Annotated in this window: 21 protein-coding genes; 9 read left to right on the top strand and 12 right to left on the bottom strand. The window is 40.3% G+C overall.

The genetic code is table 11. The annotated features are described in order from the left end of the window. Positions 1–52 precede the first annotated feature (52 nt). Complete coding sequence (locus tag BFP71_RS07370; RefSeq protein WP_069834842.1) at positions 53–1,774, top strand: Na/Pi cotransporter family protein; 1,722 nt, start codon at positions 53–55, stop codon at positions 1,772–1,774. Here BFP71_RS07370 and BFP71_RS07375 read toward each other — a convergent pair. From BFP71_RS07375 to BFP71_RS07415, 9 genes are all read right to left on the bottom strand, one after another. Beyond that, complete coding sequence (locus BFP71_RS07375) at positions 1,765–2,958, bottom strand: M20 metallopeptidase family protein (protein ID WP_069834843.1); 1,194 nt, start codon at positions 2,956–2,958, stop codon at positions 1,765–1,767. The genes BFP71_RS07370 and BFP71_RS07375 overlap by 10 nt on opposite strands. Continuing rightward, a complete protein-coding gene (locus BFP71_RS07380) occupies positions 2,955–3,488 on the bottom strand; it encodes a hypothetical protein (RefSeq protein WP_069834844.1) in 534 nt (177 codons plus the stop codon). Before BFP71_RS07380 ends, BFP71_RS07375 begins: the two co-directional genes overlap by 4 nt. Further along, on the bottom strand, positions 3,481–6,831 hold the full coding sequence (gene secA / locus BFP71_RS07385; protein WP_069834845.1) for a preprotein translocase subunit SecA: 3,351 nt from the start codon (positions 6,829–6,831) through the stop codon (positions 3,481–3,483). The genes BFP71_RS07380 and secA overlap by 8 nt, the downstream gene beginning before the upstream one ends. Before the next feature lie 65 nt (positions 6,832–6,896). Further along, positions 6,897–7,670: a diaminopimelate epimerase gene (gene dapF / locus BFP71_RS07390; protein WP_069834846.1), complete on the bottom strand. Its 774-nt coding sequence runs from the start codon at positions 7,668–7,670 to the stop codon at positions 6,897–6,899. Between the two features lie 83 nt (positions 7,671–7,753). Beyond that, positions 7,754–8,179, bottom strand: a complete 426-nt coding sequence (locus BFP71_RS07395) for a hypothetical protein (RefSeq protein WP_069834847.1) — start codon at positions 8,177–8,179, stop codon at positions 7,754–7,756. A gap of 109 nt (positions 8,180–8,288) precedes the next feature. Continuing rightward, the gene (rplS, locus tag BFP71_RS07400; protein ID WP_069834848.1) at positions 8,289–8,651 is read right to left on the bottom strand and encodes a 50S ribosomal protein L19; all 363 of its coding nucleotides are present in this window, start codon (positions 8,649–8,651) and stop codon (positions 8,289–8,291) included. A gap of 87 nt (positions 8,652–8,738) precedes the next feature. Continuing rightward, a complete protein-coding gene (gene trmD, locus BFP71_RS07405) occupies positions 8,739–9,416 on the bottom strand; it encodes a tRNA (guanosine(37)-N1)-methyltransferase TrmD (RefSeq protein ID WP_069834849.1) in 678 nt (225 codons plus the stop codon). Further along, on the bottom strand, positions 9,406–9,948 hold the full coding sequence (rimM, locus tag BFP71_RS07410) for a ribosome maturation factor RimM (RefSeq protein WP_069834850.1): 543 nt from the start codon (positions 9,946–9,948) through the stop codon (positions 9,406–9,408). The genes trmD and rimM overlap by 11 nt, the downstream gene beginning before the upstream one ends. 9 nt (positions 9,949–9,957) lie before the next feature. Further along, positions 9,958–10,623 (bottom strand): 30S ribosomal protein S16, encoded by a 666-nt coding sequence (locus BFP71_RS07415; RefSeq protein ID WP_069834904.1) that lies wholly within the window; start codon positions 10,621–10,623, stop codon positions 9,958–9,960. 260 nt (positions 10,624–10,883) lie between these two features. Here BFP71_RS07415 and BFP71_RS07420 point away from each other — a divergent pair, with 260 nt between their 5' ends. The 5 genes from BFP71_RS07420 (at position 10,884) to lpdA (ending at position 19,436) form a co-directional block, all read left to right on the top strand. Then, entirely contained in the window at positions 10,884–12,341 is a 1,458-nt protein-coding gene (locus tag BFP71_RS07420; protein ID WP_069834851.1) for a hypothetical protein, read from the top strand. After that, the gene (locus tag BFP71_RS07425) at positions 12,338–13,588 is read left to right on the top strand and encodes a WG repeat-containing protein (RefSeq protein ID WP_069834852.1); all 1,251 of its coding nucleotides are present in this window, start codon (positions 12,338–12,340) and stop codon (positions 13,586–13,588) included. Before BFP71_RS07420 ends, BFP71_RS07425 begins: the two co-directional genes overlap by 4 nt. Positions 13,589–13,695: 107 nt before the next feature. Continuing rightward, entirely contained in the window at positions 13,696–16,434 is a 2,739-nt protein-coding gene (locus BFP71_RS07430; RefSeq protein ID WP_069834853.1) for a 2-oxoglutarate dehydrogenase E1 component, read from the top strand. Positions 16,435–16,446: 12 nt separating this feature from the next. Then, positions 16,447–17,994, top strand: coding sequence for a 2-oxoglutarate dehydrogenase complex dihydrolipoyllysine-residue succinyltransferase (gene odhB, locus BFP71_RS07435; protein ID WP_069834854.1), 1,548 nt, complete (start codon positions 16,447–16,449; stop codon positions 17,992–17,994). Between the two features lie 41 nt (positions 17,995–18,035). Further along, on the top strand, positions 18,036–19,436 hold the full coding sequence (lpdA, locus tag BFP71_RS07440) for a dihydrolipoyl dehydrogenase (RefSeq protein ID WP_069834855.1): 1,401 nt from the start codon (positions 18,036–18,038) through the stop codon (positions 19,434–19,436). A 68-nt stretch (positions 19,437–19,504) separates the two neighbouring features. Here lpdA and BFP71_RS07445 read toward each other — a convergent pair whose 3' ends face one another. Further along, the gene (locus BFP71_RS07445) at positions 19,505–19,927 is read right to left on the bottom strand and encodes a hypothetical protein (protein ID WP_069834856.1); all 423 of its coding nucleotides are present in this window, start codon (positions 19,925–19,927) and stop codon (positions 19,505–19,507) included. A gap of 195 nt (positions 19,928–20,122) precedes the next feature. Here BFP71_RS07445 and carB point away from each other — a divergent pair, with 195 nt between their 5' ends. The 3 genes from carB to tpx all read left to right on the top strand — a co-directional run bounded on the left by carB (position 20,123) and on the right by tpx (position 23,762). Then, the gene (gene carB / locus BFP71_RS07450) at positions 20,123–22,936 is read left to right on the top strand and encodes a carbamoyl-phosphate synthase large subunit (RefSeq protein ID WP_069834857.1); all 2,814 of its coding nucleotides are present in this window, start codon (positions 20,123–20,125) and stop codon (positions 22,934–22,936) included. Between the two features lie 4 nt (positions 22,937–22,940). Further along, on the top strand, positions 22,941–23,186 hold the full coding sequence (locus BFP71_RS07455; protein WP_069834858.1) for a hypothetical protein: 246 nt from the start codon (positions 22,941–22,943) through the stop codon (positions 23,184–23,186). A gap of 78 nt (positions 23,187–23,264) precedes the next feature. Beyond that, entirely contained in the window at positions 23,265–23,762 is a 498-nt protein-coding gene (gene tpx / locus BFP71_RS07460) for a thiol peroxidase (RefSeq protein ID WP_069834859.1), read from the top strand. Positions 23,763–23,831: 69 nt separating this feature from the next. Here tpx and BFP71_RS07465 read toward each other — a convergent pair whose 3' ends face one another. Together BFP71_RS07465 and BFP71_RS07470 are read right to left on the bottom strand one after the other, a co-directional pair. Beyond that, positions 23,832–24,905, bottom strand: coding sequence for a 3-oxoacyl-ACP synthase III family protein (locus BFP71_RS07465; protein ID WP_069834860.1), 1,074 nt, complete (start codon positions 24,903–24,905; stop codon positions 23,832–23,834). 5 nt (positions 24,906–24,910) lie between these two features. Further along, positions 24,911–25,492, bottom strand: coding sequence for a TetR/AcrR family transcriptional regulator (locus BFP71_RS07470; RefSeq protein ID WP_069834861.1), 582 nt, complete (start codon positions 25,490–25,492; stop codon positions 24,911–24,913). Positions 25,493–25,574: the final 82 nt, after the last annotated feature.

Consider the following 25,574-nt stretch of genomic DNA (forward strand, 5'->3'; position numbering starts at 1 on the left):
CAAGTTATCAATGACATAAACGATCATTCAAGCGCTATCCTGAACTTTTAGAATGTCTCCCGAAGAAGAACCGTTGATACTCAATATAATTAAGATTTTTGGCGCCCTTGGCTTATTCATTTACGGAATGAAAGTCATGAGTGAAGGCATTCAAAAAGTTGCCGGGGATAAGCTTCGAAGTGGGCTTAGTAAAATGACGAACACACGGTTTGGAGGTGTTTTAACAGGCTTCTTTACAACTTCAGTCATTCAAAGTTCGTCGGCCACCACGGTAATGATCGTAAGCTTTGTAAATGCCGGCTTGCTCAATCTAAAACAAGCCATAGGTGTTATTATGGGTGCCAATATTGGTACTACTATTACGGCACTAATAATTGTTGTTTTTGGCTTCAAATTTAGCATCTCAAGTTTTGCATTGCCGTTGCTCATGGTTTCAGTGCCATTATTTCTATTCTCGAAGTCAGAACGATGGAAGTATTTGGGTGAATTTTTAATCGGGTTCTCCATATTATTTATAGGACTAGGTGCTCTAAAAGACCTGGTTCCGAGTGACCTCCCTCCAGAAACTCAAGAGTTTATCGGAAGTCTGGGTGAGTACGGATTCTTTTCCACGGTTTTAATGGTAATTGTCGGGACTATTGTAACGATAGTTGTTCAATCGTCCAGTGCGGCCATGGCCATTACGCTAACCTTATGTAGTAAGGGTATCATCCCTTTCGAAATGGCAGCAGCTATTGTTTTAGGAGAAAATATTGGTACGACTGTGACAGCTAACATTGCTGCTGTAATTGGTAACACGCATGCTAAACGTGCAGCACGAGCTCATTTGATTTTTAATTTAATGGGCGTTCTATGGATGCTCATATTATTCAATCCATTCCTAAGACTCATTGATGGTATAGTTCAATCAATGGATTTGGGCTCGCCTTTTGCCGATGTTGACGCAATCAATAATGGACTTACAGCATTTCATATGCTGTTTAACATCCTGAATACACTCCTCCTTGTTTGGTTTGTAAACTTTATTGCCAAAGTGGTTATTAAAGTTGTTCCTTCTAATGATGAGGATGATGAAGTGTTCAAATTGAACTACATCAGCGGTAATATGGTGAAAACCCCTACGCTGTCTTTGCAAGAAGCAAAAATGGAAATTAGACAGTTTGGAAATATTTTGGCCAGCCTCTCTAAAAATGCCAAAAAATTATTGCTGTCTGATGACAAGACTAAAAGCCAAACTTATAAGTCAAGGATTGCTGATTTAGAGGATACTACCGATAAATTCGAGGAAGAAGTCTCTAATTATGTAATCAGAATTACTGGCGAACAATTAAGCCAGACTAACTCCAACGAAATCAGAGATATTCTAAGCATTGCATCAGAATTTGAGCGGACTGGTGACGAATTCCTTAGACTGGTGAAGCACTGTGAGCGACTTGATAACAAGAAGTTTGTCCTAAATGCCAAGCAGAAAGACAAGCTTGAAGTACTACATAACCTTATCGCTGATGCCGTAGAAATAGTTGCCCAAAACCTTAATACGAATGACTTAGCCGATGTTAGCGACGAAGCGGCGATTAAGAAGGAAGACGAGATTAATAAGTTTGTGATTAAGCTTCATAAGCAGAACCTTAAGTCTATAGAAGCAAAAGAATACTCGGTTAAAGAGGGGGTAATTTATAAGGATATTATTGCGAGTCTAGAGACTATTGGAGATCACTTACTCAATATTAGCCAGAGTGCTGTTGGAAAATACAGCGAAGAGGATCAGATTTGATCTAATTGATTCAAGGCAATCCATGCCATCATTCCAATCCCTATTTCAATAGCGTCTTCGTCGATATTAAAGTTCGGCGTGTGAACACCTCTAGTTGTTCCCTTGGCTTCATTACCAGTGCCTAATCTATAAAATGTGCAAGGTACCTCATGCGTATAATAAGCGAAGTCCTCAGCTCCCATCCATAAGTCTAAGGCTACGACATTTTCTTTTCCAAGATAAGCCTCTGCGGCATTTCTAGCGACGCGCGTTGTTTCAACATCATTGCTTAAATAAGGATAGCCCACATCAATATTTACATCACAGCTTCCACCCATACCTTCTGCAATTCCCTGTGCAATCGCTGTAATTCTCTTGTGCGCCTCAAATCTCCAATCTTCATTCAGAGCTCTGAACGTGCCGGAGATTTTCACTTCGTCTGGAATGATATTCTGTGCCTGTCCACCATTTATTGTCCCAAAAGAAAGGACAGTTGGCTTTTTGGGGTCAGCATTTCTACTGACGACTTGCTGTAGTGCCACCAGAATATGTGATGCAATCAAAATTGGATCGACCACCTTATCAGGCAAGGCAGCATGCCCACCTTTCCCTTTTACTGTTAAGTAAATTTCATCGGCACTGGCCATATATTGGCCCTCACGAAAACCAACTTTACCCACCGGAATAAATGGCATTACATGTTGCCCAAGCATCCTATTAGGTCTTGGATTTTCAAGTGCACCATCTTTAATCATCAGGGATGCTCCACCGGGATTCTTTTCTTCTCCTGGTTGAAAAACCAGCTTGATCGTACCTTCGAATTGATCTTTTATTTCGTTCAAAATTCTCGCAGCACCTAATAAACAAGCAGTATGAACATCATGCCCGCAGGCATGCATTATGCCGTCATTTTTTGACTTGTAGGGAACTTCATTTGCCTCTTGGATTGGAAGTGCGTCCATGTCTCCCCTAAGCGCAACTGTTTTAGCATCAGGATTCTTTCCAGAAATTAACGCCACAAGTCCAGTACCAGCTACACCTTCTTTAGGTTCTATTCCTATTTTTCGTAATTGTTCCGCTACATACTTAGCGGTTTCATATTCTTGATATGAAAGCTCAGGGTTCGCGTGAATATGCCTTCTGATCTCTATAATATCATTGGCATACTGGCTTGCAAGTGACTTAATTCTCTCCGCTGAAATCATTGTTCGATTGGAAATTTATCCGGAACAATTGAAGCGGTTGGGTAGTAGCTTCTAATCTTTCGGTAAAGTGTTTGAGCTTCTATTTGCTGGTAAAACTGCCCCACTTTCACAAAGTAAGTGGGAAGTTTGTAGCTAAATCTTGCATCGAGTTCGGGCACAATATCAAATAGTCTATTTCTGACACGGCCTGCCTCTGTTTGATCATTTCCAGAATACACTAACACGGTGAAACCATTGATCATTCTAATTGTGTCATTACCGACCCTTACGGAATCTAGCAGTTTGTTCAGGCTATCGGAGATATCGAATCTCGTGACCATTGGTCTAGTCTGAATCACTTCCTCCGTTTTTTCCTCCGAACCGCTGGGTAGTCCTTCTACCTGAGGATTATACTGAGAAAGATTCTCAGAATAGCTCAAGTCCACTGCTTCGTTGACCTTTTTCTGAGGCGTAGTTGCTTTTGAGCAACTCACTGCACCCAAGCCGATCAAAAAAGCGGCTAAAATGATATTTGAAAAGACCTTATTCATCTATAACAACGCACTTACTACTTCTAATGTCATCTTCAACTGACTTAAACTTAACGTCCTTTTTAACTGAACCGTCTGAGTACTGAACAGAAACTCGATCATTTCTGCCATAAACTTTATCTGACTTAATCGGAGCTACTTTTTCAACAGGAGGTCTATTTCTGGTATCCTGCCTTCCAGCTAGTGCACTTCTGGATTCTTCCTTCGATTCATTATAACTCTGACGGCTAGATGATCTGGCTTCTTGAACCCTATTCGGGTCTTCAGTAGGGATATCTGCTTTAGTCAAGAATGACATCGTGTCTTCGTTAACTTTAGAAAGGAATCCTTTAAACATCTCGAATGCCTCGAATTTATAGATCAATAGTGGATCTTTTTGCTCGTAAACGGCATTTTGAACCGACTGCTTCAAGTCATCCATATCACGCAAATGCTCCTTCCAAGTAAGGTCAATTACCCCTAACGTGATCGCTTTTTCCATGGCCTTCACCATTTCTTGATTTTCCGTAGCGATCGTTTTATCAAGGTTTACAGGAACACCAATTTGGCGTTTACCATCAGAGAAAGGCAATAGAATATTCTCAATTGTAGCACCACGCTCTTTTTGGATCTGCTTCAACAATGGAAGCGTTCGGTCAGAAATCGCCTTATTCTTATCCTTATATGCTCCTAAAGTTTCTTCGTAGAGATCGTTTACAAGAGTATTGAAATCTGTGGTTTTGAAAGCGTTCTCATCGATCTTTGAATCTAATCCAAGTACGCTGATGCAACTCAATTTAAACGCATCGTAGTCATCAGAGCCTTTACTATTATTCAAAATATCTTCACAGGTATCATAAACCATATTCATGATATCTAACTGAAGACGCTCTCCTTTTAAGGCATTTCTACGTCTATCGTAAATCACAGTTCTCTGCTGATTCATGATATCATCATATTCCAAAAGGCGTTTACGCGTGCCGAAGTTATTTTCCTCTACCTTGCGCTGCGCTCGTTCGATAGACTTCGTAATCATAGAGTGCTGAATCATTTCGCCCTCTTTCAAGCCCATTCTATCCATCAGTTTAGCCACTCTATCAGAACCAAATAGTCGCATTAAACTGTCTTCAAGAGAAACAAAGAATTGAGATGAACCTGGGTCTCCTTGTCTACCCGCACGTCCTCTTAACTGACGATCGACACGTCTTGATTCGTGACGTTCTGTACCAACAATGGCTAATCCACCGGCAGCTTTTGAATCTGGGTGTAGCTTAATATCCGTACCTCTACCAGCCATGTTGGTGGCAATTGTAACTGTACCTGGCTTTCCTGCTTCTGCAACTACATCTGCCTCACTGGCGTGTTGCTTCGCATTTAGTACTTGATGCTTAATCTTTTTAAGGTTGAGCATTCTACTCAACACTTCTGAAATCTCAACAGAAGTTGTACCGACCAAAACAGGCCTTCCTTGCTCCGTTAATTCGACAATTTCATCTACAACAGCGTTGAATTTTTCTCTTACGGTTTTGAAAACCTTGTCTTGTCTGTCATCCCGCTGGATAGGCCTATTGGTAGGGATAACAACTGTATCTAACTTATAAATCTCCCAGAATTCGCCTGCCTCAGTCTCCGCAGTACCCGTCATACCAGATAACTTGTGGTACATCCTGAAATAGTTCTGGAGAGTAATGGTGGCGTAAGTCTGTGTTGCGTCTTCTACCTTAACATTCTCTTTTGCTTCAATGGCTTGATGCAATCCATCAGAATATCTTCGGCCATCCATGACACGACCCGTTTGCTCATCGACAATTTTAACTTTATTCTCATCAATGATATACTCGGTATCACGCTCGAACATGGTAAATGCTTTGAGCAATTGGTTTACTGTATGGATTCGTTGTGCTTTGACACTGTAATCCTTTATGGCCTCATCTTTTTGCTTAAGTTTTTCTTCATCACTTAGCGTATCGTCTTTTTCGAATTTGGCCACGATATCACCAATATCTGTTAGGATAAAGAACATAGGATCTTCACCTTCTCCTGTTATGAGATCGGTACCCCTTTCCGTCAGGTTTACTGCATTACTCTTCTCGTCGATCGTGAAGTAAAGCGGTTCATCTGCCTGAGGCATATTCTTCTGGTTATCAGCCAGGTGAAAGTTCTCCGTTTTCTGAAGCGCAATCCTAACCCCTGTTTCACTGAGGTATTTAATCAAAGGTTTATACTTTGGCAGGCCTCGATATGCTCTAAAAAGTGCAAGTCCGCCATCTTGTTCGTTGCCTTCTTTTAGAAGTCTTTTTGCATCGTTTAAGTACTGACCACACAGTTTTCGCTGTGCCTCAACGAGCTTTTGGATTCTTGGTTTTAACTCATAGAATTCATGCTCATCACCTCTTGGTACTGGACCAGAAATAATCAAAGGTGTTCTCGCTTCATCAATTAAAACTGAATCTACCTCATCAATCATGGCATAGTGATGCTTACGCTGTACTAGCTCACCCTCTTCTCGGGCCATGTTATCTCTCAGGTAGTCAAAACCAAATTCATTATTCGTTCCATAAGTGATATCGGCACGATAAGCTTCCCTTCTTGATTCGGAGTTGGGTTCGTGTTTATCAACACAGTCAATTGTAATTCCGTGGAATTGGAAAAGTGGAGCCATCCATTCGGAGTCACGCTTTGCCAAATAGTCATTTACCGTTACTACGTGTACTCCTCTTCCGGCCAAAGCGTTTAGGTAGGCCGGTAATGTAGCGACCAAGGTTTTACCTTCACCTGTAGCCATCTCAGATATTTTTCCTTTGTGTAAAACGATACCTCCAATGAGCTGAACGTCATAATGGAGCATTTCCCATTTTACTAGGTTTCCGGCAGCCATCCATTCATTATGCCATGTGGCTGTATCACCAGAAATTTCAATATGATCACCAGTAGTCGCTAATTGACGGTCCATCAAGTTCGCCGTCACCACAAGTTTCCCGTTTTCCTTAAGTCTTCTTGCTGTTTCTTTTACCACAGCGAAAGCGGAAGGCAAGATATTCATCAGAACCACTTCTAGTTCTTCGTTTCTTTTATCCTCTAGCGCATCCATAGATTGGAAAATGCTTTCCTTTTCTTGAATATCAAGATCTGGCTCATTTTCGATTCTCTCATGAAGGGCACTGATCTCACCATCAACCGACTCTAAATCTTTGGCGATTTGATCTTTGAATTCTTGTGTCTTTGCACGTAGTTGATCATCACTTAAACCAGAGAAGGTTTCGTATATTTTGTTAATCTCACTGACTATAGGAGTCACTTCCTTAACGTCTCTCTCTGACTTACTACCGAAAAGCTTCGATATCCCTTTCGTAAAAATGCTCATATTGAATAATTATGTGCTAAAGTTAATTTCTTGTATATAAATAAAGAAGGTATCCGAGTATAAACTTAGATACCAAATTCGCCAGCAAAAACCTTCTTAGCTGGACCTATTAAATATATGTTTCTAAATGTTTCTCCGTCTTTTGTAAAAGACACCCTTAAATCTCCACCGATAGCTTTCAGAGCTACTTCATTTACCGATGATTTCAATCCTAGTGATAACGCGGCGGCTGTGCAACCAGTACCACATGAGTATGTTTCTCCCTCTACTCCCCTTTCGTAAGTACGAATTTTGAGTGCACCGTCATTAATTTGCTCAAGAAAATTGACATTGACACCTTCTGCAGCAAAACGCTCTGAGTAGCGTACTTTTCTTCCTTCTTCTAATGGGTCAATATCATCGGTACTGGTAACGTATTTCAGATAATGTGGTGAACCTGTATCAATCAAGAAATCATCACCAATTTGCTCAAAATCCAGCACATCGTGCATCAATAACGAAACTTGGTCACCCGAAATTTTCGCTTCGTGGATTCCGTCAATCGCCCTAAAGGTTGTCTCATTTTGAATCAGTCCTAAATGCTTCGCAAACATCACTGCACATCGACTTCCATTACCACAAAGTGATTGTGAACCATCAGGATTAAAGTAGATCATATTAAAATCGACATCTTCTGCCGGTTCGATGAGAATGACACCATCCGCACCAATACCAAATCTTCGATCACACAATTTGCTGACCAAATCTAAATCATCCTTATCAAACGCGTTATCACAATTATCGATCATTACGAAGTCGTTTCCCGTGCCTTGATATTTATGAAACTGAATGATTGCCATTATCCGATTTTTGCTGCTGATTGCAATTAACGAGCCTTTTTTAAATAAGTGACAAAATGGCGGAGAATAACCGTCTAAGTGTACTACTTTTCCTTCTTCCTAAGAAAATATCTCAGTCCAATAGAGCCTTTGAAGACATCTGCATTAACACCAGCTATAAACATTGCCTCGGCATGAATTGCCAGATTTGGCTTCGATTCAATTGGCTTAATTTGAAAACCAACAGCAGGTAGTATAACTCCTTCAAGAACATTGAACCTTCCGCCGGCTCCGACAAAAAAGTCGAAGTCTTTCCTTTTCACCACATTAACAAAAGTAACCAGCTCAGGGCCTACGTCTTGCCAAGCAACATCAAGCGTTAACCTAGCTTCTGCCCAAAATCGCTTTTGCGGATTAGAGCTGATACCCAAGGTACTGACAACATCAGAATGGAGATAGGAAAATCCAACTTGTGCTTTCAGGGTAGAGAAAGAACAAAGTACCAAGGCAATAGTGAGTATTTTTTTCATAATTGAGTTTTTAACTATTTATGAAAATAAACAATCCTAGTACCACAAAACAAAAAATCCTCAGCCTGAATTCACAAGCTGAGGATTTAAATCGTAGAAGAAAGCTAAATTACTTTCTTGCTATAAGTTCTTTGATTCTAGCAGCCTTACCTTGTCTTCCTCTTAGGTAGTATAGCTTTGCTCTTCTTACCTTACCTTTTCTGAGCACTTCGATTTTATCGATGTTTGGAGAAAGTAATGGGAAAATTCTTTCAACTCCGATACCACCCGAAATCTTTCTTACAGTAAAAGTTTCACCGTTAGATCCTGAATTTTTTCTCTGAAGGACAGTACCCTGATACTGCTGGATTCTTTCCTTGTTACCCTCTTTAATTTTCACGTGAACGTTTACAGTATCACCCGGTGCGAAATCAGGAAATGATGCCCTTCTTTCGTTACTTTCTTCCTCTATAAATTTGATAAGATCGCTCATATCTCAATGTCTTAATCTGGTGTTCCCAAAATTGGACTGCAAATATAGGTATTAGTTTTTTATTTCCAGATACTGGATTGAAAAATTTTAATCATCCAGTAGGTCAGGACGCCTTTTCTTTGTCCTTTCTAGAGATTTTTGAAAACGCCACTCCTCAATTTTCTTTTCATGACCTGAAAGAAGTACCTCTGGCACTGTCATTCCTTTATATTCGACTGGTCTTGTATAAACAGGTGGTGCTAGTAGACTATCCTGAAAAGAATCAGTCAAGGCCGATGTTTCATCAGACAAAACGCCAGGAATAAGTCTAATAATTGCATCTGATACCACTGCTGCCGCTAACTCTCCACCAGACAAAACGTAATCCCCAACACTTATCTCTCTAGTTATGAAATGTTCGCGTACACGCTCGTCCACTCCTTTATAGTGTCCACAAAGAATAATTAGATTTCCTTTTAACGAAAGTTCATTAGCTACTTGCTGATTAAACGTTTCGCCATCAGGAGTCATGTAAATGATTTCGTCATAAGGCCTGTCCGCTTTCAAAGCAGAAATGCACTTATCAATGGGCTCAATGAGCATAACCATTCCGGCGCCTCCGCCATAAGCGTAGTCATCTAACTGCTTCTTTTTATTCACAGCATAGGCTCTCAAGTCATGAACCACCACTTCCACTAAGCCCTTATCCTGGGCACGCTGAAGAATAGAATGACCAAAAGGACTTTCTAACAACTTTGGCAAACATGTAATTATGTCAATCCTCATTGTCGTTTAAATAAACATCCAATAATCCTTCTGGAATGGCCAAGGACATTGTTTTATTCTCCCTATCCAATTCCTTTAAGAGATCCTTGTGAAAAGGAATAAGTAATTCAATATTACCTTCGGCTAGAACTGAAAAAAGAAGCTGTGGACCAGACTCGATCACATTATCTATTGTACCAACCACTTTCTGTGACTCATTGTCAATCATAGAAAAGCCGATTACCTCGTGTAAATAGAATTCTTTTCCCTTTAATGAAGGCAGGGCCGTTAACGGCAAATAAAGCTCCTTGCCTTTGAGCGCCTGCGCATCAGCGAGCTCATAAACATCTTCAAAAGCCACAATTGCTTTAGCACCATTAAAACTAATAGACTCAATAAAAAAAGGAACCAGCCTTTGTCCGTTAAGAACAAAAACTGATTCCAAGTTTTTATATTGATTTGGTGAATCTACGTCCAGAAAAATCTGAACCTCACCTCTTAAACCATGGGTTTTGACTACATACCCTAATTGATAACAGTCATCAACCGTCATGGCTATTGATTACTCCTCTTTCTTTTCCTCTTCAGCCGCTGGTGCTTCTTCAGGAGCTGGAGCCTCCTCTACTGCAGGAGCTTCTTCGGCTTCAGGAGCAGCTTCTTCAGCTACAGGCGCCTCTTCAGCAACTGCTTCAGAAGCAGCAGCTTCTTCAGTTGCAGGAGCTTCTTCGTTAGCCTCTTCAGCTACCTCTTCTTCAACAACCTCTTCCTCAACAAAATTCTTAGCTGCGATTGCCTCTGCACGTGCCGCACTTACCTTAGCTTCCGCTTCAAGTCTTGCTGCTCTTGCATCAGCCTTCGATTTAGCCAATTGCTCAGTTTTACCTTCAATCTTAGATTCTTTATCTTCGATCCACGCTGCTAATTTCTTATCAGCCTCTTCCTGAGTAATAGCACCTTTGTTCACACCTACTTGTAAGTGTTTTCTGAACATTACGCCTCTGTAAGAAAGCATAGCTCTTACAGTATCCGTTGGAAGGGCACCTTTCATTACCCAATCAAAAGCCTTGTCGTTATCGATATTAATCGATGCAGGGTCTGTGTTAGGGTTGTAAGTACCAATTTTCTCAATAAAGCGTCCATCACGTGGAGCTCTAGCGTCAGCAATGACTACATCATACATTGCTCTTTTCTTGCGGCCTCTTCTGGCCAATCTGATTTTTACTGCCATATAACTTTTAAAGTTGTAATGAGGATCTCGTCCTCTCTTTTCCAAGAACACGTCCCGAAAAAGGACTGCAAAGGTAAGTATTTTTTTTATAGATGCATGTCTCTGTTTAAGAATTACAACTTAGCCCTGACCACACTCACCTTTTTGGCAGCCTAATTGCATAAACGTGAACAAATAACTCAGTCGCGATACTACAAAACGTGATGTCTTGAATTAAGAAAAATTATTATTTTTAGCGCCTTCAAAACCCATAGTAAAGTATGAATTACGCCTTTGACAAAAATCTGTCTATTAACCAGCTAAGTCGTTATATCTTCGTTTTCCTCTCTTTATTTCTAGTCGAAACCTCATTATCCAGTCAAGAGCTCAAAAAAGTGAGTACCTCGACCGAACTAGAGGATATTCTGATCCAGTGCAATACCCAAAACAAATTACTCTTTGTTTATGCTAGAGTTTCTGGGATTGATGACTGTGAAGTATGTGATGAAATCGAAAATAAAGCATTAAAGGATGAGAGAATAACTGAACTGATAAACTCTAATGCATTAGCCATTTCGATTGACTTAGCAGAAGATCAATTATCCAAAGCATATTCAGACTATATGCCTGACAGCTACAATATGGGAGGACTGTTGCAACTGATAGACCCGACAACTAACGTGCTATTGGCAACTTCTGGAGGTAAAGCACCAAAAAGAAGTACCGAGTCAATGGTCCGCTTACTCAACGAAGGGTTAGAGAGTAAGATATGGTTCGATGAGGTTATGAATCGCGATTTCTCGAACCTGAGTGGCGCAGACGCTTTGGCCCTCTACCAAGAAGCTCAGAAGAAAGATATTCATGAGAGAATGGTCTTTAATGTGGCAAACAAAGTAGCCAACGACCTAAACACTCAACTTTGGACTGATGAAGGTCATGGAATTACACTTCAACTATTCAATGCAGAGAACATTGAAAACCCCAACTTCCAATATTTGATTAACAACAGAGAATTAATCGAAAAAACTCAAGGCCAAAGTGCGTGGGGAAACTTCATTATTCGGGCCATAGAAATCCAATCTCAGCGTTCGATCAACTTAAAAGACATCAAGCTAACCGATTACGTGATTGAAAAACTTTATCCTCTGATAGACCTACCAAATGACAAGTTTAACGACAGAGTATTCAACACGTATAGTATGTTTTACTATCAAAGCCAAAACGCCAATAGCTACCTAGAATACATTAGCGAATTTAAAGACAAAGAGTACTACAATCCGATAGTGAGAAGCTTTATCGAAGACGGCTTTTCGAACAACGAAGGTTACGAGAAAAGTTTTTACACAGAAATTCTTAAAATCTATCAAGAAATAGGCTTAGGTGACAACATATCTACCTTCTATAACACGATAGGAAAAATAAGAACTCAAGCAGGCAACAGTTCAGCCTATGAAAAAACCCTTGAGGCCTATTTGAAATACCTTGATAGCATCGCTAAAAAACAAAATGAGTTTCAAACTGAAATGAAGCAACTCATGGAGAAAGAAGGTAGAACGCCATTTATAAGAGGTGCAATAGAAAAAATTATAGCCATATATAAGGAAGAATCTAGTATCGAGAAAGACGAAAAATTCTATTCAAACCTGACACAGCTCTACAACCAAATTGGAGATCACAAATCCGGTAGAGCCTACCTTTTAAAAAATCTAGAGGAATCAGCTAAAAAGGATAATCAATGAAAATTCGCATTACCGGAATTCTCTTAGTATTCGGCTTAAACGTATCGATTGCTCAGGGAATCGATTATAACAAGGTAGCTGAATTAGTCTTTCAAAAGCCGACGGCTGAAGGAATAAATGTGCTAAAAGATGCCTTAAAACGGCACCATATGCAGATCTTGGTGAAATTTCTTTACGAAAAGAAGGAGTTTAAAGAATATAACATTAAACAAAGAGATGAATATCTGGATAAAACAAACCTTGAGTTAGACAAGGTGGCCAAGTCTTCCCCGTCCAGTAGTCAGTTGTACAAGCGCATAAAAGAGCTGCAAAGAGAAGTAAAATCAAAACGACGACAACAGAATAGCACCATGGTAATGGCCGAATTAAGTTACTCGAGCCACCTATTAGCCTCAGGATTAGGCAATGCGGCAAATGCAGAAAGATCCTATTCCGAATATTTGAGACTAAGAAACATAGCCGATGATCATGAGTACGAAGCCAATAGACTTATTGACCGACTTGATCCATTAATAGATGAGTATAACGCCCAAGTTGGGGAATTTGATGGAGCGTATAAGAAGTATGTCGCCGAAAAACAAAAAAACCTAGATAAGTTGAATGCTAGAATCGAACAGAGCAATGAGGAGTATGGGAAAGTAGTACAAGAGCTATATGATCTGTACAAGAATAATATAGATATCTATTTTGAAGAAAAGAGAATTGCCGAAGAGAAAGCAAAAGAAGAAGCTAGAAAACAACAAGCCTTGTCGTTTCTAAACGATATTGATTTCGGTGATGACGATGCAGAAGAAAAGATTTCTGACCTGACTATCAAAGAGGTTCTAATCAACACAGAAAGAATGCAATATGATTGGGATAAATATTCAGGCCTAGTTCCTGTCAAGGGGGCCAATAAATATGGTTATGTCAATAAAGAGGGCGACGTAATAATTCAACCACTATACGACCTTGCATCAACATTTTCACAAGGATTGGCCGCTGTTGTTCAAAATGGAAAGTCGGGCTTTATCAATATAAAAGGAGAGGTTATCGTACCAATTACCTATGAAGAAGTTCGCTCATTTAGTGAAGGACTTGCAGCAGTCAAAAATGATGGGAAATGGGGTTTCATAGATCAAAAAGGAGCTACAGTCATACCATTTGAATATGTGGAAGCTTACTTTTTCACAAATAACCTGGCCAATGTCGCCCTAAACGGAGAATTCTTTTACATTAACAAACAAGGTGAAAAAGTAGATAAGTAAAGTCAGCAATTGTCTTAGAAATATTAAATCCGTAAACCCGCATAAACGGTTTTTAAAGACAAAACCATTCCTGTACATTTGTCGTATAGCAATGGGAATACTTTACCATGGACAATTATACTTATCTGAGTAACGCTGATCCAAAAGCATTAGAAGGCCTTTATCAGCAGTACCAATCCAATCCCGAAAGTGTTGATGAAGGCTGGAGAAAGTTCTTCGAAGGTTTTGAATTTGCACAAGGTGATTATCCAATGTTGCCAAATGGACAGGCAACTTCGCCCTCTTCTTCAAGTTCTGGTATTTCGGACAAAGAAGTTCAAGTTAGAAATCTGATTCACGCTTATAGAACAAGAGCTCATCTTCGTTCTAAGACAAATCCAGTTCGCGAGCGAAAAGACAGAAAACCGATTCTTGACTTACAATACTTCAACTTATCAGATGCAGATTTAGACACTGAATTTATTTCAGGAGAGGAAATTGGGATTGGAAAAGCTACGCTCAGGAAAATCATCGAAACACTGAAGTATATCTATGAAGGCACCGTCGGCTTTGAATACATGTCGGTACGGGACCCGGAACAACTTAAGTGGCTTCGCGAAAAAATTGAAAAAGATGCACTAAGCTTTAACCCTTCTACGGATCAAAGGAAAAGAATCCTTTCTAAACTGAATGAAGCGGTCGTTTTTGAAAACTTCTTGCACACAAAATACTTGGGTCAAAAGAGATTCTCTCTAGAAGGAGGTGAAACTACAATTCCAGCCTTAGATGCTATCATTAATAAAGGTGCAGAACTAGGGCTAGAAGAAGTTATGATCGGTATGGCACATAGAGGTAGACTCAACGTGTTGGCCAATATCATGGGCAAGACCTACGAACAAATCTTCAATGAATTTGAAGGTGGCGCCACTCCAGACCTGACCATGGGAGACGGCGATGTAAAATATCACTTGGGCTTCTCGAGTCAGATAGAAACACCAAATGGCAAAAAAATTGAGCTGAAATTAGCGCCAAATCCGTCACATTTAGAAGCTGTAAACCCAGTGGTTGAAGGATTTGTAAGAGCTAAAGGTGACGAAGAATACAATAGAGATCGGTCTAAGGTAATGCCGATCCTTATCCATGGTGACGCAGCTGCTGCAGGCCAGGGAATTATGTACGAAGTAGTTCAAATGAGCAATCTCGATGGCTACTTTACAGGCGGAACAATTCACTTCATCATCAATAATCAAGTTGGTTTTACGACCGACTTCGACGATGCACGGTCAAGTATTTACTCCACCGATGTAGCCAAAATTATCGATGCTCCGGTACTTCATGTTAATGGTGATGATCCAGAAGCAGTTGTATTCTGTGTTCAGTTTGCAGTAGAATATCGTCAGAAATTTAACAAAGATATCTTTGTGGATATGGTCTGTTATAGAAGGCATGGCCATAACGAAAGTGATGAACCTAAATTCACGCAACCGTCTCTCTACAACCTAATTTCTAAGCACCCCAACCCTAGAGAAGTTTACAACAAGAAACTCATTGAAAAAGGAGAAGTTGAAGCTGCCCTAGCCAAAAACATGGACAAAGAGTTCAGGGCTACGTTGCAGGATAGGCTGAATATGGTGAAACAAAAGCCTCTTCCTTATACTTACCAACCGCTGGAAGAAGAGTGGAGGAACTTAAGAAGAGCAACACCTGAGGATTTTGAGAGCTCACCTGAAACAGGAATTTCAGAAGAAACTATACAGAAAGTAGCTAAGGCGCTAACATCAATCCCATCTGGTTTTAAGCCGATCAAACAAATTGAAAAACAGTTGAAGCAACGCAAAGACATGTTTTTCAAGGATAAAATGCTCAACTGGGCTGGAGGTGAGCTTCTCGCCTATGGATCGTTGCTCGTAGATGGTAAAAAGGTACGCCTAACTGGACAAGACGTACAGCGTGGCACATTTTCTCACCGTCACGCAGTACTTCGCGACCTGAATACCAACGAAGCCCACAATAGCTTAAACCATATTGAAGGAGCAGTAAATGATTTCGAAATCTATAACTCCTTACTTTCAGAATTTGGTGTTATGGGATTTGAATTTGGATATGCCATGGCAAATCCAAATGCACTAACCATTTGGGAAGCACAGTTTGGAGATTTTGCCAATGGTGCACAAGTAATGATAGATCAGTTCCTATCATGTTCTGAAACAAAATGGCAACGCATGAATGGTCTCGTTCTTTTATTGCCACATGGCTATGAAGGACAAGGACCAGAGCATTCAAATGCAAGACCAGAACGCTACCTACAGTTGAGTGCTGAATACAATATGATAGTGGCGAATATTACATCCCCTGCTAACTTCTTCCATGCTTTAAGAAGACAAATGACTTGGGAGTTTAGAAAACCACTAATTGTAATGTCACCTAAATCGCTTTTGAGAAATCCTAAAGCTGTTTCTCCATTAGATGACTTCACAAAGGGTAGCTTCCAAGAAGTGATTCCAGATACGAGTGTAACAGCACGATCAGTTAAAAGAGTAATCCTGTGTTCTGGAAAAGTTTACTTCGACCTACTAGACAGAAAAGAAAAAGATAAACGAAAAGATGTAGCCATCATTAGAATCGAACAGCTACACCCTTTCCCTGTAGCACAGGTAAATAAGATACTAGACAAATTCAAAAATGCAGAATATGTCTGGCTACAAGAAGAACCAGAAAACATGGGCTATTGGAACTTTATCCAGCGAGCCTATCCGGAAAGACAGTTAACGCTGATCTCACGAAAAGCCAGCGCATCTCCGGCGACAGGTTATGCCAAAGTACATGCCACAGAACAAGAAGAAATTATTAACAAAGCTTTTGCTTAAACCCATAGAGAAATGAGTTTGGAAATTAAAGTCCCAGCAGTTGGTGAATCCATCACAGAAGTAACCATAGCACAGTGGTTCAAGCAAGAAGGTGATCAAGTCGAAATGGACGAAGTCATCTGTGAGCTTGAATCTGACAAAGCCACCTTTGAATTAAATGCGGAAGCCGCAGGTAAGCTACACATTGTAGCTCAGGAAGGTGACACACTCGAAATAGATGAACTCATCTGTACGATCGATACGGATTCAGCCGGAGAAACAAAAACTGAATCATCCCCTGCTCCTGAGGCAGCTTCATCTGATAAACCAGCTTCGGAAGGACCTAAATCAACCGGTGAAATCAAGGAAATGATTGTTCCTACCGTGGGAGAGTCAATAACAGAAGTTACTATTTCAAGTTGGTTGAAAGCCGATGGTGACTTTGTAGAACTAGATGAGGTGATAGCAGAAGTCGACTCTGATAAAGCGACTTTTGAGTTACCAGCAGAAGCTAACGGAATCTTAAGAATAGTCGCACAAGAAGATGACACCATAGAAATTGGTGCTCTTATTTGTAAAATCGAGGTAATGGAAGGCGGCGCTCCTACAGCAGAGAGCACACCTGCCCCAGCGACCACTGATACGAGTAGTAGCACTTCTTCGACTTCGGAAAACGAAACCTACGCCACAGGGCATGCATCACCTGCAGCCGCTAAAATATTGGCTGAAAAAGGGATAGACCCAGCTAATGTTAAGGGCACTGGAAAAGATGGACGCATTACTAAGGAAGATGCCGAAAAAGCACAAGTAACGGCACCAAAACCAGCCGCAGCTCCAGCGAAACAAGAAGAAACCGCAGAAGCTATAGCAGCACCAGGAAGTAGAAATGAAAGAAGAGAGCGCATGACCTCTCTAAGAAAAACAGTTTCAAAAAGATTGGTATCTGTTAAAAATGAGACCGCTATGCTCACCACATTCAATGAGGTGAACATGAAGCCTATCATGGATATCAGAAAACAGTATAAAGAAAAATTCAAAGAGAAATACGAAGTTGGACTCGGTTTCATGTCATTCTTCACAAAAGCTGTTACTGTAGCTGCTCAAGAATGGCCAGCGGTAAATGCTCGTATTGAAGGAAATGAAATTGTATACAATGATTTTGTCGATGTATCCATAGCAGTTTCTGCACCAAAAGGACTCATGGTTCCTGTGATTAGAAATGCAGAATCTATGTCTTTCGATCAGATTGAAAAAGAAATTATTCGTTTAGCGACTAAAGCACGTGACGGGAAACTGACAATTGATGAAATGACAGGAGGAACCTTTACAGTTACCAATGGAGGAATCTTCGGCTCAATGCTGTCAACCCCAATCATCAATGCACCGCAATCCGCAATTTTGGGAATGCACAATATTGTGGAGCGCCCAATGGCTGTAAATGGCGAAGTGAAGATTTTGCCAATTATGTATGTCGCGCTTTCTTACGATCACAGGATTGTTGATGGACGAGAATCAGTTAGCTTCTTAGTTCGAGTAAAAGAACTACTGGAAGATCCTACACGATTGTTATTGGGCATATAATTGAGAAGCTTAAACTGTAACACATACTAAAAAAGAAAATCATGAAATACGATGTAACAGTAATTGGTTCTGGGCCAGGTGGCTATATCGCTGCAGTTCGTTGCGCGCAGTTGGGCATGAAAACCGCCATTATTGAAAAGTATAATACACTAGGCGGTACTTGTTTAAATGTGGGTTGTATTCCATCAAAGGCATTGCTCGATTCCTCCGAACACTATCACAACGCAACACACACATTCAAAGATCATGGAATAGAATTGAGTGACCTAAAAGTCGACTTCAAGCAGATGATCGAACGCAAAACACAAGTTGTGAATCAAGTAACTGGTGGCGTTGACTTCTTGATGAAGAAGAATAAAATCGACGTTTTTCATGGGTTAGGCTCTTTCATCGATAAAAATAATATCAAGGTGACCGATGGTGATGGTAAGGAAACCAAAATTGAAACAGACAAAACCATTATTGCCACTGGTTCGAAACCAGCATCGCTCCCATTTATTGAAATCGATAAGAAGCGAATTATTACATCTACTGAAGCCTTAGTATTAAAGGAAATACCAAAACATATGATCGTCATAGGTGGTGGGGTTATCGGTATGGAATTAGGATCAGTATATGCCAGACTTGGGGCTCAAGTATCGGTAGTAGAATTTATGGACGATATTATTCCTTCTATGGACAAAACCATGGGTAAGGAATTGAAAAAGGCATTGAAAAAGCTAGGATTTCAATTTTACCTCGGCCACAAAGTGGTAGAAGTAAAAGGAACGGCTAAAACTGTCACCATTAAAGCCGAAAACAAAAAAGGAGAGATTGTCGACATTAAAGGTGATTATTGCCTTGTGTCAATTGGTCGTAAACCTTACACAGAAGGACTTGGCTTGGAAAACGCAGGAGTTAAAATGGACGACCGAGGCAGAATTGAAGTAGACGAACATTTGAAAACGTCAACTGATAATATCTACGCCATCGGTGATGTTGTAAAAGGCGCAATGCTGGCACACAAAGCCGAAGAAGAGGGTGTCTTTGTAGCAGAAGTTATCAACGGGGAGAAACCTCATATCAATTACAACTTAATTCCAGGTGTGGTTTATACTTGGCCAGAAGTTGCCGCAGTCGGACAAACTGAAGAGCAACTAAAAGAGAGTGGAAGAGCTTACAAATCAGGCTCGTTCCCATATAGAGCTCTTGGACGTGCTAGAGCATCGATGGATATTGATGGTTTGGTAAAAGTGCTGGCAGATAAGGAAACTGATGAGATATTAGGTGTACATATGATTGGCGCCAGAACGGCCGATATGATTGCCGAAGCAGTTGTAGCCATGGAATTTAGAGCTTCCGCTGAAGATATCGCCAGGATGTCACACGCGCACCCAACCTATACAGAAGCTTTTAAAGAAGCTTGTCTAGCCGCTACGGACAATAGAGCCCTGAATGTTTAAAATATCTATAGACAAAAAAAGAAAGGCTAACCAAAATGGTTAGCCTTTCTTTTTTACTAGGACTAAGGTTATTTGCTTACCCTTTTTCCTTCTAGCGGAAATGAGTCTTCACCGAAATAAATCGCCCCACTCATCGTATCACCATCAAAATCACATTCAATACTTGCCGTATTTCCCATTACTTCAATATCTCCAGTCATTGCAGTACCTTGTACATCTAGATTTTGTAGTTCTAAGGTGCCAAACTGATCTGTCTCTAAAGAAGCAGAATAAGCACCCGGGTTACCTGCAATGATGAATTTACCGCCATTAGCGCCGTCAGGCGTTTCAACAGTATACTCCCAAGTACCGGTTGGATCATAAGGTTTCTCCTTTTTAGAATTCTTAGCAGTTGTCCCGGTCGAGGCTGTATTTGATGCAGCACAACCCACTACAAATAGTACCATTACTAGTAGAGCCAATGTGCTTTTTATTCCGTTAACGTTTCTCATAGTCTCAAAAATTTCTAAAGTCAATCAAAAAGCAAAATAACGAATTTTCCTTTTCCATCAGCTTGATTGTCACTCAAAATGAAGAATAAAAGCGATGTTTATTCAATAATGAATTTGAGATTTTGATTATTAGTTAAACGCTATAACTTTGTGCCAATTTGTACCTAAGTCAACCCGAACAGCCCTTAAATTACTATGCCAAAAGACAACAGCATTAAGTCCATTCTCATCATAGGTAGTGGCCCCATCATCATCGGACAAGCATGTGAATTTGATTACTCTGGCTCTCAAGCCTCTCGTTCCCTTATGGAAGAAGGTATTGAAGTTACTTTGATCAATTCAAACCCTGCAACTATCATGACAGACCCTGTCATGGCCGATAATATTTACCTGAAGCCACTTACTAAGAGGTCAATCATTGAAATTCTAGAGAAACATCAAATTGATGCGGTCCTACCGACCATGGGAGGACAAACTGCATTGAATTTGGCAATTGATTGTGACGCTGCTGGCATCTGGACAAAGTACAATGTGAAAATCATTGGTGTTGATATTAAAGCAATCGAGACCACCGAGGATCGAGAGAAATTTCGACTCAAAATGAAAGAAATTGGTGTCGGTGTCTGTAAAGGATCTACAGCAACTTCATTCTTAAAAGGAAAAGAAATTGCGCAAGAAATTGGTTTCCCACTCGTAATTAGACCTTCCTTTACCTTGGGAGGCTACGGTGGTGGCTTTGTTAATTCAAAAGACGAATTCGATGAATTGTTAACTAGAGGTTTAAATGCCTCGCCAATTCACGAAGTACTACTAGAACAAAGTATTCTGGGCTGGAAAGAATACGAGTTAGAGCTGTTAAGGGATAATATCGGGAATGTAATTATCATCTGTTCAATCGAGAACTTCGATCCAATGGGCGTTCACACAGGAGATTCTATCACCGTGGCACCCGCTATGACACTCCCTGATACGACTTACCAAAAAATGCGAGATATGGCCATCACTATGATGAATGCCATAGGTCAGTTTGCAGGTGGTTGTAACGTTCAATTCTCTGTGAGCCCTGATACAGACGAAATTATCGGAATTGAAATTAACCCCCGTGTTTCGCGATCGTCCGCATTAGCCTCTAAAGCAACTGGGTATCCTATTGCAAAAGTGGCAGCCAAATTAGCGATCGGCTACAATCTAGACGAGCTTAATAATCAAATCACAGGGACAACTTCGGCATTCTTTGAGCCAGCTTTGGATTACGTGATCGTCAAAATTCCTCGTTGGAACTTCGACAAGTTCAAAGGTTCGGAACGAAAACTCGGTTTACAAATGAAATCTGTGGGAGAAGCCATGGGTATCGGCCGAAATTTCCAAGAAGCCTTACAGAAAGCCTGTCAATCACTAGAAATCAATCGAAATGGTCTTGGTGCCGATGGCAAAGAGCTGAAAGATCAGGCAAAACTGCTACATAGTTTAGAAAACCCAAGTTGGAACAGACTATTCCACATATACGATGCTTTTAAACTGGGTATTCCATTCAAAACTATCCAAAAGAAGACACGAATCGACAAGTGGTTCCTACAACAAATTGAGGAGCTGATAACCGTTGAGAAGGAAATACAAAAACATACGCTGGATACACTTCCAGAGAAACTACTCAGAATTGCCAAAGAAAAAGGCTATGCCGATCGGCAAATTGCACACCTTCTTGACTGCGTAGAGAGTAAGGTTTTCAACAAAAGGCATGACCTGGGCATTAAAAGGGTCTACAAACTAGTGGATACTTGTGCAGCGGAATTCGAGGCACAAACTCCTTACTATTACTCTAGCTTTGACGAGGAAAATGAGTCCATTGCCACAGACAAGAAAAAGATTATTGTTTTAGGTTCTGGTCCAAACAGAATTGGCCAAGGGATTGAATTTGATTACTGTTGTGTACATGGTTTGTATGCCGCGAAAGAGTGTGGTTATGAAACAATCATGATCAACTGTAACCCAGAAACCGTTTCGACAGATTTCGATACAGCTGATAAACTATACTTTGAGCCAGTTTTCTGGGAACATATCTACGACATCATTCTGCATGAAAAGCCTGAAGGCGTAATTGTACAGCTTGGTGGCCAAACTGCGCTTAAACTTGCCGAAAAATTAGACAGGTACGGAATCAATATTATAGGAACTAGCTACGAAGCACTAGATTTAGCAGAAGACAGAGGTCGTTTTTCAACGCTATTAGCAGAAAATGACATCCCATACCCAAAATTTGGTGTGATCGAAGATGCTGACGATGCACTTGAGCTTTCTAAAGAAATTGGCTTCCCACTATTAGTAAGGCCATCATATGTTTTGGGTGGGCAAGGCATGAAAATCGTGATCAACGAGCAAGAACTGGAAGAACATGTTGTGAATATCCTTAAAGATATTCCAGGAAATAGAGTCTTGTTAGATCACTTCCTAGAAGGAGCAAAAGAAGCAGAGGCTGATGCGATTTGTGACGGAGAGAATGTCTACATCATCGGAATCATGGAACATGTAGAGCCAGCGGGAATTCACTCAGGTGATTCATATGCTCTACTACCTCCTTACAGTTTGGGCGATATTGTGATCAGGCAAATAGAAGCGCACACTAAGAAAATTGCATTGGCCTTAAAGACTAAAGGACTCATCAATATTCAGTTTGCGGTGAAAGATGATCAAGTTTATATCATTGAAGCCAACCCAAGAGCCTCTAGAACCGTTCCATTCATAGGAAAAGCATATCAGGAACCTTATGTGAATTATGCCACCAAGGTGATGTTGGGAGAAAAGACGCTAAAAGACTTTGATTTCAAACCAGTTAAAAGAGGTTACGCGATTAAAGAACCAGTTTTCTCTTTCCATAAATTCCCTAATGTGAATAAGGAATTAGGGCCTGAAATGAAGTCAACCGGAGAGGCTATCTATTTTATAGAAGACTTAATGGATGATCATTTCCTAGATATTTATTCCAAACGAAACTTATATCTGAGTAGATAGAGAAATGATTTTCAAGGTTATCACATTTGTAATTGTCTTACTTTTCATCTTTAGATTGATTTCTCAATCATTCATAGGTAAGATTTATAGACAAGTACAAGAACAGCAAAGAAACAGTCATTACGATCAAAGAAAGAGTAGACCCAGTGGTGGCAATGTGAATGTTGAGTATGCACCTTCGAAAAAAAATCCTAAGTCTTCCGATAACTTTAAAGGGGGAGATTATGTTGATTATGAAGAAGTAGATTAACGGACTAGATAATATTCCTTAAAACGCTGCTTCAAACATCATTCAAACAACGAATAATCATCTTAAAAAACCTTTAAAATGGCACAAATAACACTTGGTGGAGCACCAACCAATACCAATGGCAACTTGCCTAACATTGGAGATTCAGCAATAGACTTTCAATTGACGGCGGTAGACTTATCTGCTAAAACACTTTCAGATTTTCAAGGCCAGAACCTAGTACTCAATATATTTCCAAGTGTTGATACTGGCGTTTGCGCTACATCTGTGAGAAACTTCAATAAAACTGCAGCGAATCTAAATAATACGAGCGTTTTATGTATTTCTCGAGATTTACCTTTCGCCCAAAGCAGATTTTGTGGTGCAGAAGGCATTGAAAATGTTGTGATGCTTTCTGATTTTAACTCGGGCAAATTTGGAAAAGATTATGGCCTTGAAATTACAGATGGTGCATTTGCTGGTTTACATTCCAGATGTATTGTGGTCATCAACACAGAAGGGTCTGTTATCTACACTGAGCAAGTACCTGAGATAGGTCAAGAACCAAATTACGATGCTGCTTTAGCTAGTTTATAGAAAGATAAAAATCAAAAAAAGAGGGCCAATCCAGTGGATTGGCCCTCTTTTTATTTCATACGTAAAGTCTTAAGGCATTTGGTAAACCATAGCATTGATATGCATACCAGCACCTACAGAGGCAAAAATCACATGATCTCCAGAGGCTAATGCGTGATCATCTAGCTCACCACGAAGAATCAAGTCTAGCATAGTCGGTATAGTTGCTACCGAACTATTGCCTAAACGCTGAATAGTCATTGGCATGAGTTGTTTAGAGTCTCCCATTACGCCATATAACTTAAATAGCTTATGCAAAATGGCTTCATCCATTTTCTCATTTGCCTGATGGATCAATATTTTACTGATATCCTTTAGGTCAAGATTAGCCTTTTCAATAGCACATTTAATAGCATCAGCCACATTAGTCAATGCATACTCGTAAATTTTCCGACCCTTCATTTTGATGTAACTCCCACCATGATCATTTAAAGAAGCATTATAAGAAGGTCCCATCGCTAAATAGCAAAGTTCTTCAGAGGCATCAGTCCTAGAACACTGTGAAATATAGCCACCCTTCTCGCTTTCGGATGCCGAAAATATAGTAGCCCCAGCCCCATCAGCGAAAATCATTGAATCTCGATCATGCGGATCAACAGTTTGACTCAAAGTTTCTCCTCCAATCACCATAACATGCTTCGCATCACCACACCTAATCATTTGTGTGGCCTGAATAGCACCTTGAACCCACCCAGGGCAGCCAAAAATTATGTCATAACAAGAAGTAGACGGATTAGAAATTTCAAGTTGACCTTTTACGCGAGCAGCCAAACTCGGCATCATATCGATTCGGTTATTATCCTTTCGCATATCACCAAAATTGTGCGCAAAGATGATGTAATCGAGATCATTGCCATCTATACTACTGTTTTCAAGCGCATGCTTGGCAGCAATGGCACCCAAATCTGATGCTTTTTGGCCCGGTAAAGCATAACGCCTTTCTTTGATGCCAGTAATCTTTTCGAATTTCCTTATGATCACTTCATTCTCATCTGGAAAAGGTTCTCCGTTTTCTTGATAGAATTCAGCATTTAAGAACTCCGAATTGGGTACTACCCGTTCGGGGATACAACTACCGACGCCATTAATTACAACACTAGACATACTCACTATTCATGTTTACGAACGGCATCCCAACAAGCCTCAGCCGCCTGATCGATACGCTCTTCAGTTAAAGATTGATTGTGGTCAATATGGAGTTTAGACAAAGACACTATTGGACCATATAACAAGGAAACAATCGTATAGAGGGGTAAATCCTTCATTGCGCCAGCTCTTTTAGACTCAATAAAAAAGGACATGATGGGTGCCAAAATGATAAAAGTCTCTTCGCGAGTTACATTACTCACAAAAGGAGCGTATCTATACTGCTCCACAAAATGAAATTCCTCAGGGTTACCAATACAGTAGTTGATCAGATTGCGCCAGAGGTGTTTAAACCTTTCCTGAAAGCTCCCCTCTTCCCGATAATCTTCCAGCATCGCCTTAATTACTCGCCTTTTTATTGCGGTAAATAGCTCATTGATCAACTGTTCCTTGTTTTCGAAATACCGATAAATAGTTCCCGCGCCAACACCTGCATGCTGTGCGATCATAGAGATAGGTGTACCATGAAAACCATGCTCAGTGAGCAATTTTAAGGTCGATTCAAGGATGACACTTCGCTTATCAACTGTCTTTTTATCGATCATTTTAGTGCGGAATGAACGTTCATTCCGTCACAAAGGAAAAGACAATATCATTCATGCCCAAGTCTTTTGTATAGTTTTTCTA

The organism is Roseivirga misakiensis (genome assembly GCF_001747105.1).
Taxonomy (GTDB): domain Bacteria; phylum Bacteroidota; class Bacteroidia; order Cytophagales; family Cyclobacteriaceae; genus Roseivirga; species Roseivirga misakiensis.

Excerpts from the sequence above, each read along its gene's own strand:
- BFP71_RS07370 (WP_069834842.1), top strand. The coding sequence starts at position 53 with ATGTCTCCCGAAGAAGAACCGTTGATACTCAATATAATTAAGATTTTT.
- BFP71_RS07375 (WP_069834843.1), bottom strand. The coding sequence starts at position 2,958 with ATGATTTCAGCGGAGAGAATTAAGTCACTTGCAAGCCAGTATGCCAAT.
- BFP71_RS07380 (WP_069834844.1), bottom strand. The coding sequence starts at position 3,488 with ATGAATAAGGTCTTTTCAAATATCATTTTAGCCGCTTTTTTGATCGGC.
- secA (WP_069834845.1), bottom strand. The coding sequence starts at position 6,831 with ATGAGCATTTTTACGAAAGGGATATCGAAGCTTTTCGGTAGTAAGTCA.
- dapF (WP_069834846.1), bottom strand. The coding sequence starts at position 7,670 with ATGGCAATCATTCAGTTTCATAAATATCAAGGCACGGGAAACGACTTC.
- BFP71_RS07395 (WP_069834847.1), bottom strand. The coding sequence starts at position 8,179 with ATGAAAAAAATACTCACTATTGCCTTGGTACTTTGTTCTTTCTCTACC.
- rplS (WP_069834848.1), bottom strand. The coding sequence starts at position 8,651 with ATGAGCGATCTTATCAAATTTATAGAGGAAGAAAGTAACGAAAGAAGG.
- trmD (WP_069834849.1), bottom strand. The coding sequence starts at position 9,416 with ATGAGGATTGACATAATTACATGTTTGCCAAAGTTGTTAGAAAGTCCT.
- rimM (WP_069834850.1), bottom strand. The coding sequence starts at position 9,948 with ATGACGGTTGATGACTGTTATCAATTAGGGTATGTAGTCAAAACCCAT.
- BFP71_RS07415 (WP_069834904.1), bottom strand. The coding sequence starts at position 10,623 with ATGGCAGTAAAAATCAGATTGGCCAGAAGAGGCCGCAAGAAAAGAGCA.
- BFP71_RS07420 (WP_069834851.1), top strand. The coding sequence starts at position 10,884 with ATGAATTACGCCTTTGACAAAAATCTGTCTATTAACCAGCTAAGTCGT.
- BFP71_RS07425 (WP_069834852.1), top strand. The coding sequence starts at position 12,338 with ATGAAAATTCGCATTACCGGAATTCTCTTAGTATTCGGCTTAAACGTA.
- BFP71_RS07430 (WP_069834853.1), top strand. The coding sequence starts at position 13,696 with ATGGACAATTATACTTATCTGAGTAACGCTGATCCAAAAGCATTAGAA.
- odhB (WP_069834854.1), top strand. The coding sequence starts at position 16,447 with ATGAGTTTGGAAATTAAAGTCCCAGCAGTTGGTGAATCCATCACAGAA.
- lpdA (WP_069834855.1), top strand. The coding sequence starts at position 18,036 with ATGAAATACGATGTAACAGTAATTGGTTCTGGGCCAGGTGGCTATATC.
- BFP71_RS07445 (WP_069834856.1), bottom strand. The coding sequence starts at position 19,927 with ATGAGAAACGTTAACGGAATAAAAAGCACATTGGCTCTACTAGTAATG.
- carB (WP_069834857.1), top strand. The coding sequence starts at position 20,123 with ATGCCAAAAGACAACAGCATTAAGTCCATTCTCATCATAGGTAGTGGC.
- BFP71_RS07455 (WP_069834858.1), top strand. The coding sequence starts at position 22,941 with ATGATTTTCAAGGTTATCACATTTGTAATTGTCTTACTTTTCATCTTT.
- tpx (WP_069834859.1), top strand. The coding sequence starts at position 23,265 with ATGGCACAAATAACACTTGGTGGAGCACCAACCAATACCAATGGCAAC.
- BFP71_RS07465 (WP_069834860.1), bottom strand. The coding sequence starts at position 24,905 with ATGTCTAGTGTTGTAATTAATGGCGTCGGTAGTTGTATCCCCGAACGG.
- BFP71_RS07470 (WP_069834861.1), bottom strand. The coding sequence starts at position 25,492 with ATGATCGATAAAAAGACAGTTGATAAGCGAAGTGTCATCCTTGAATCG.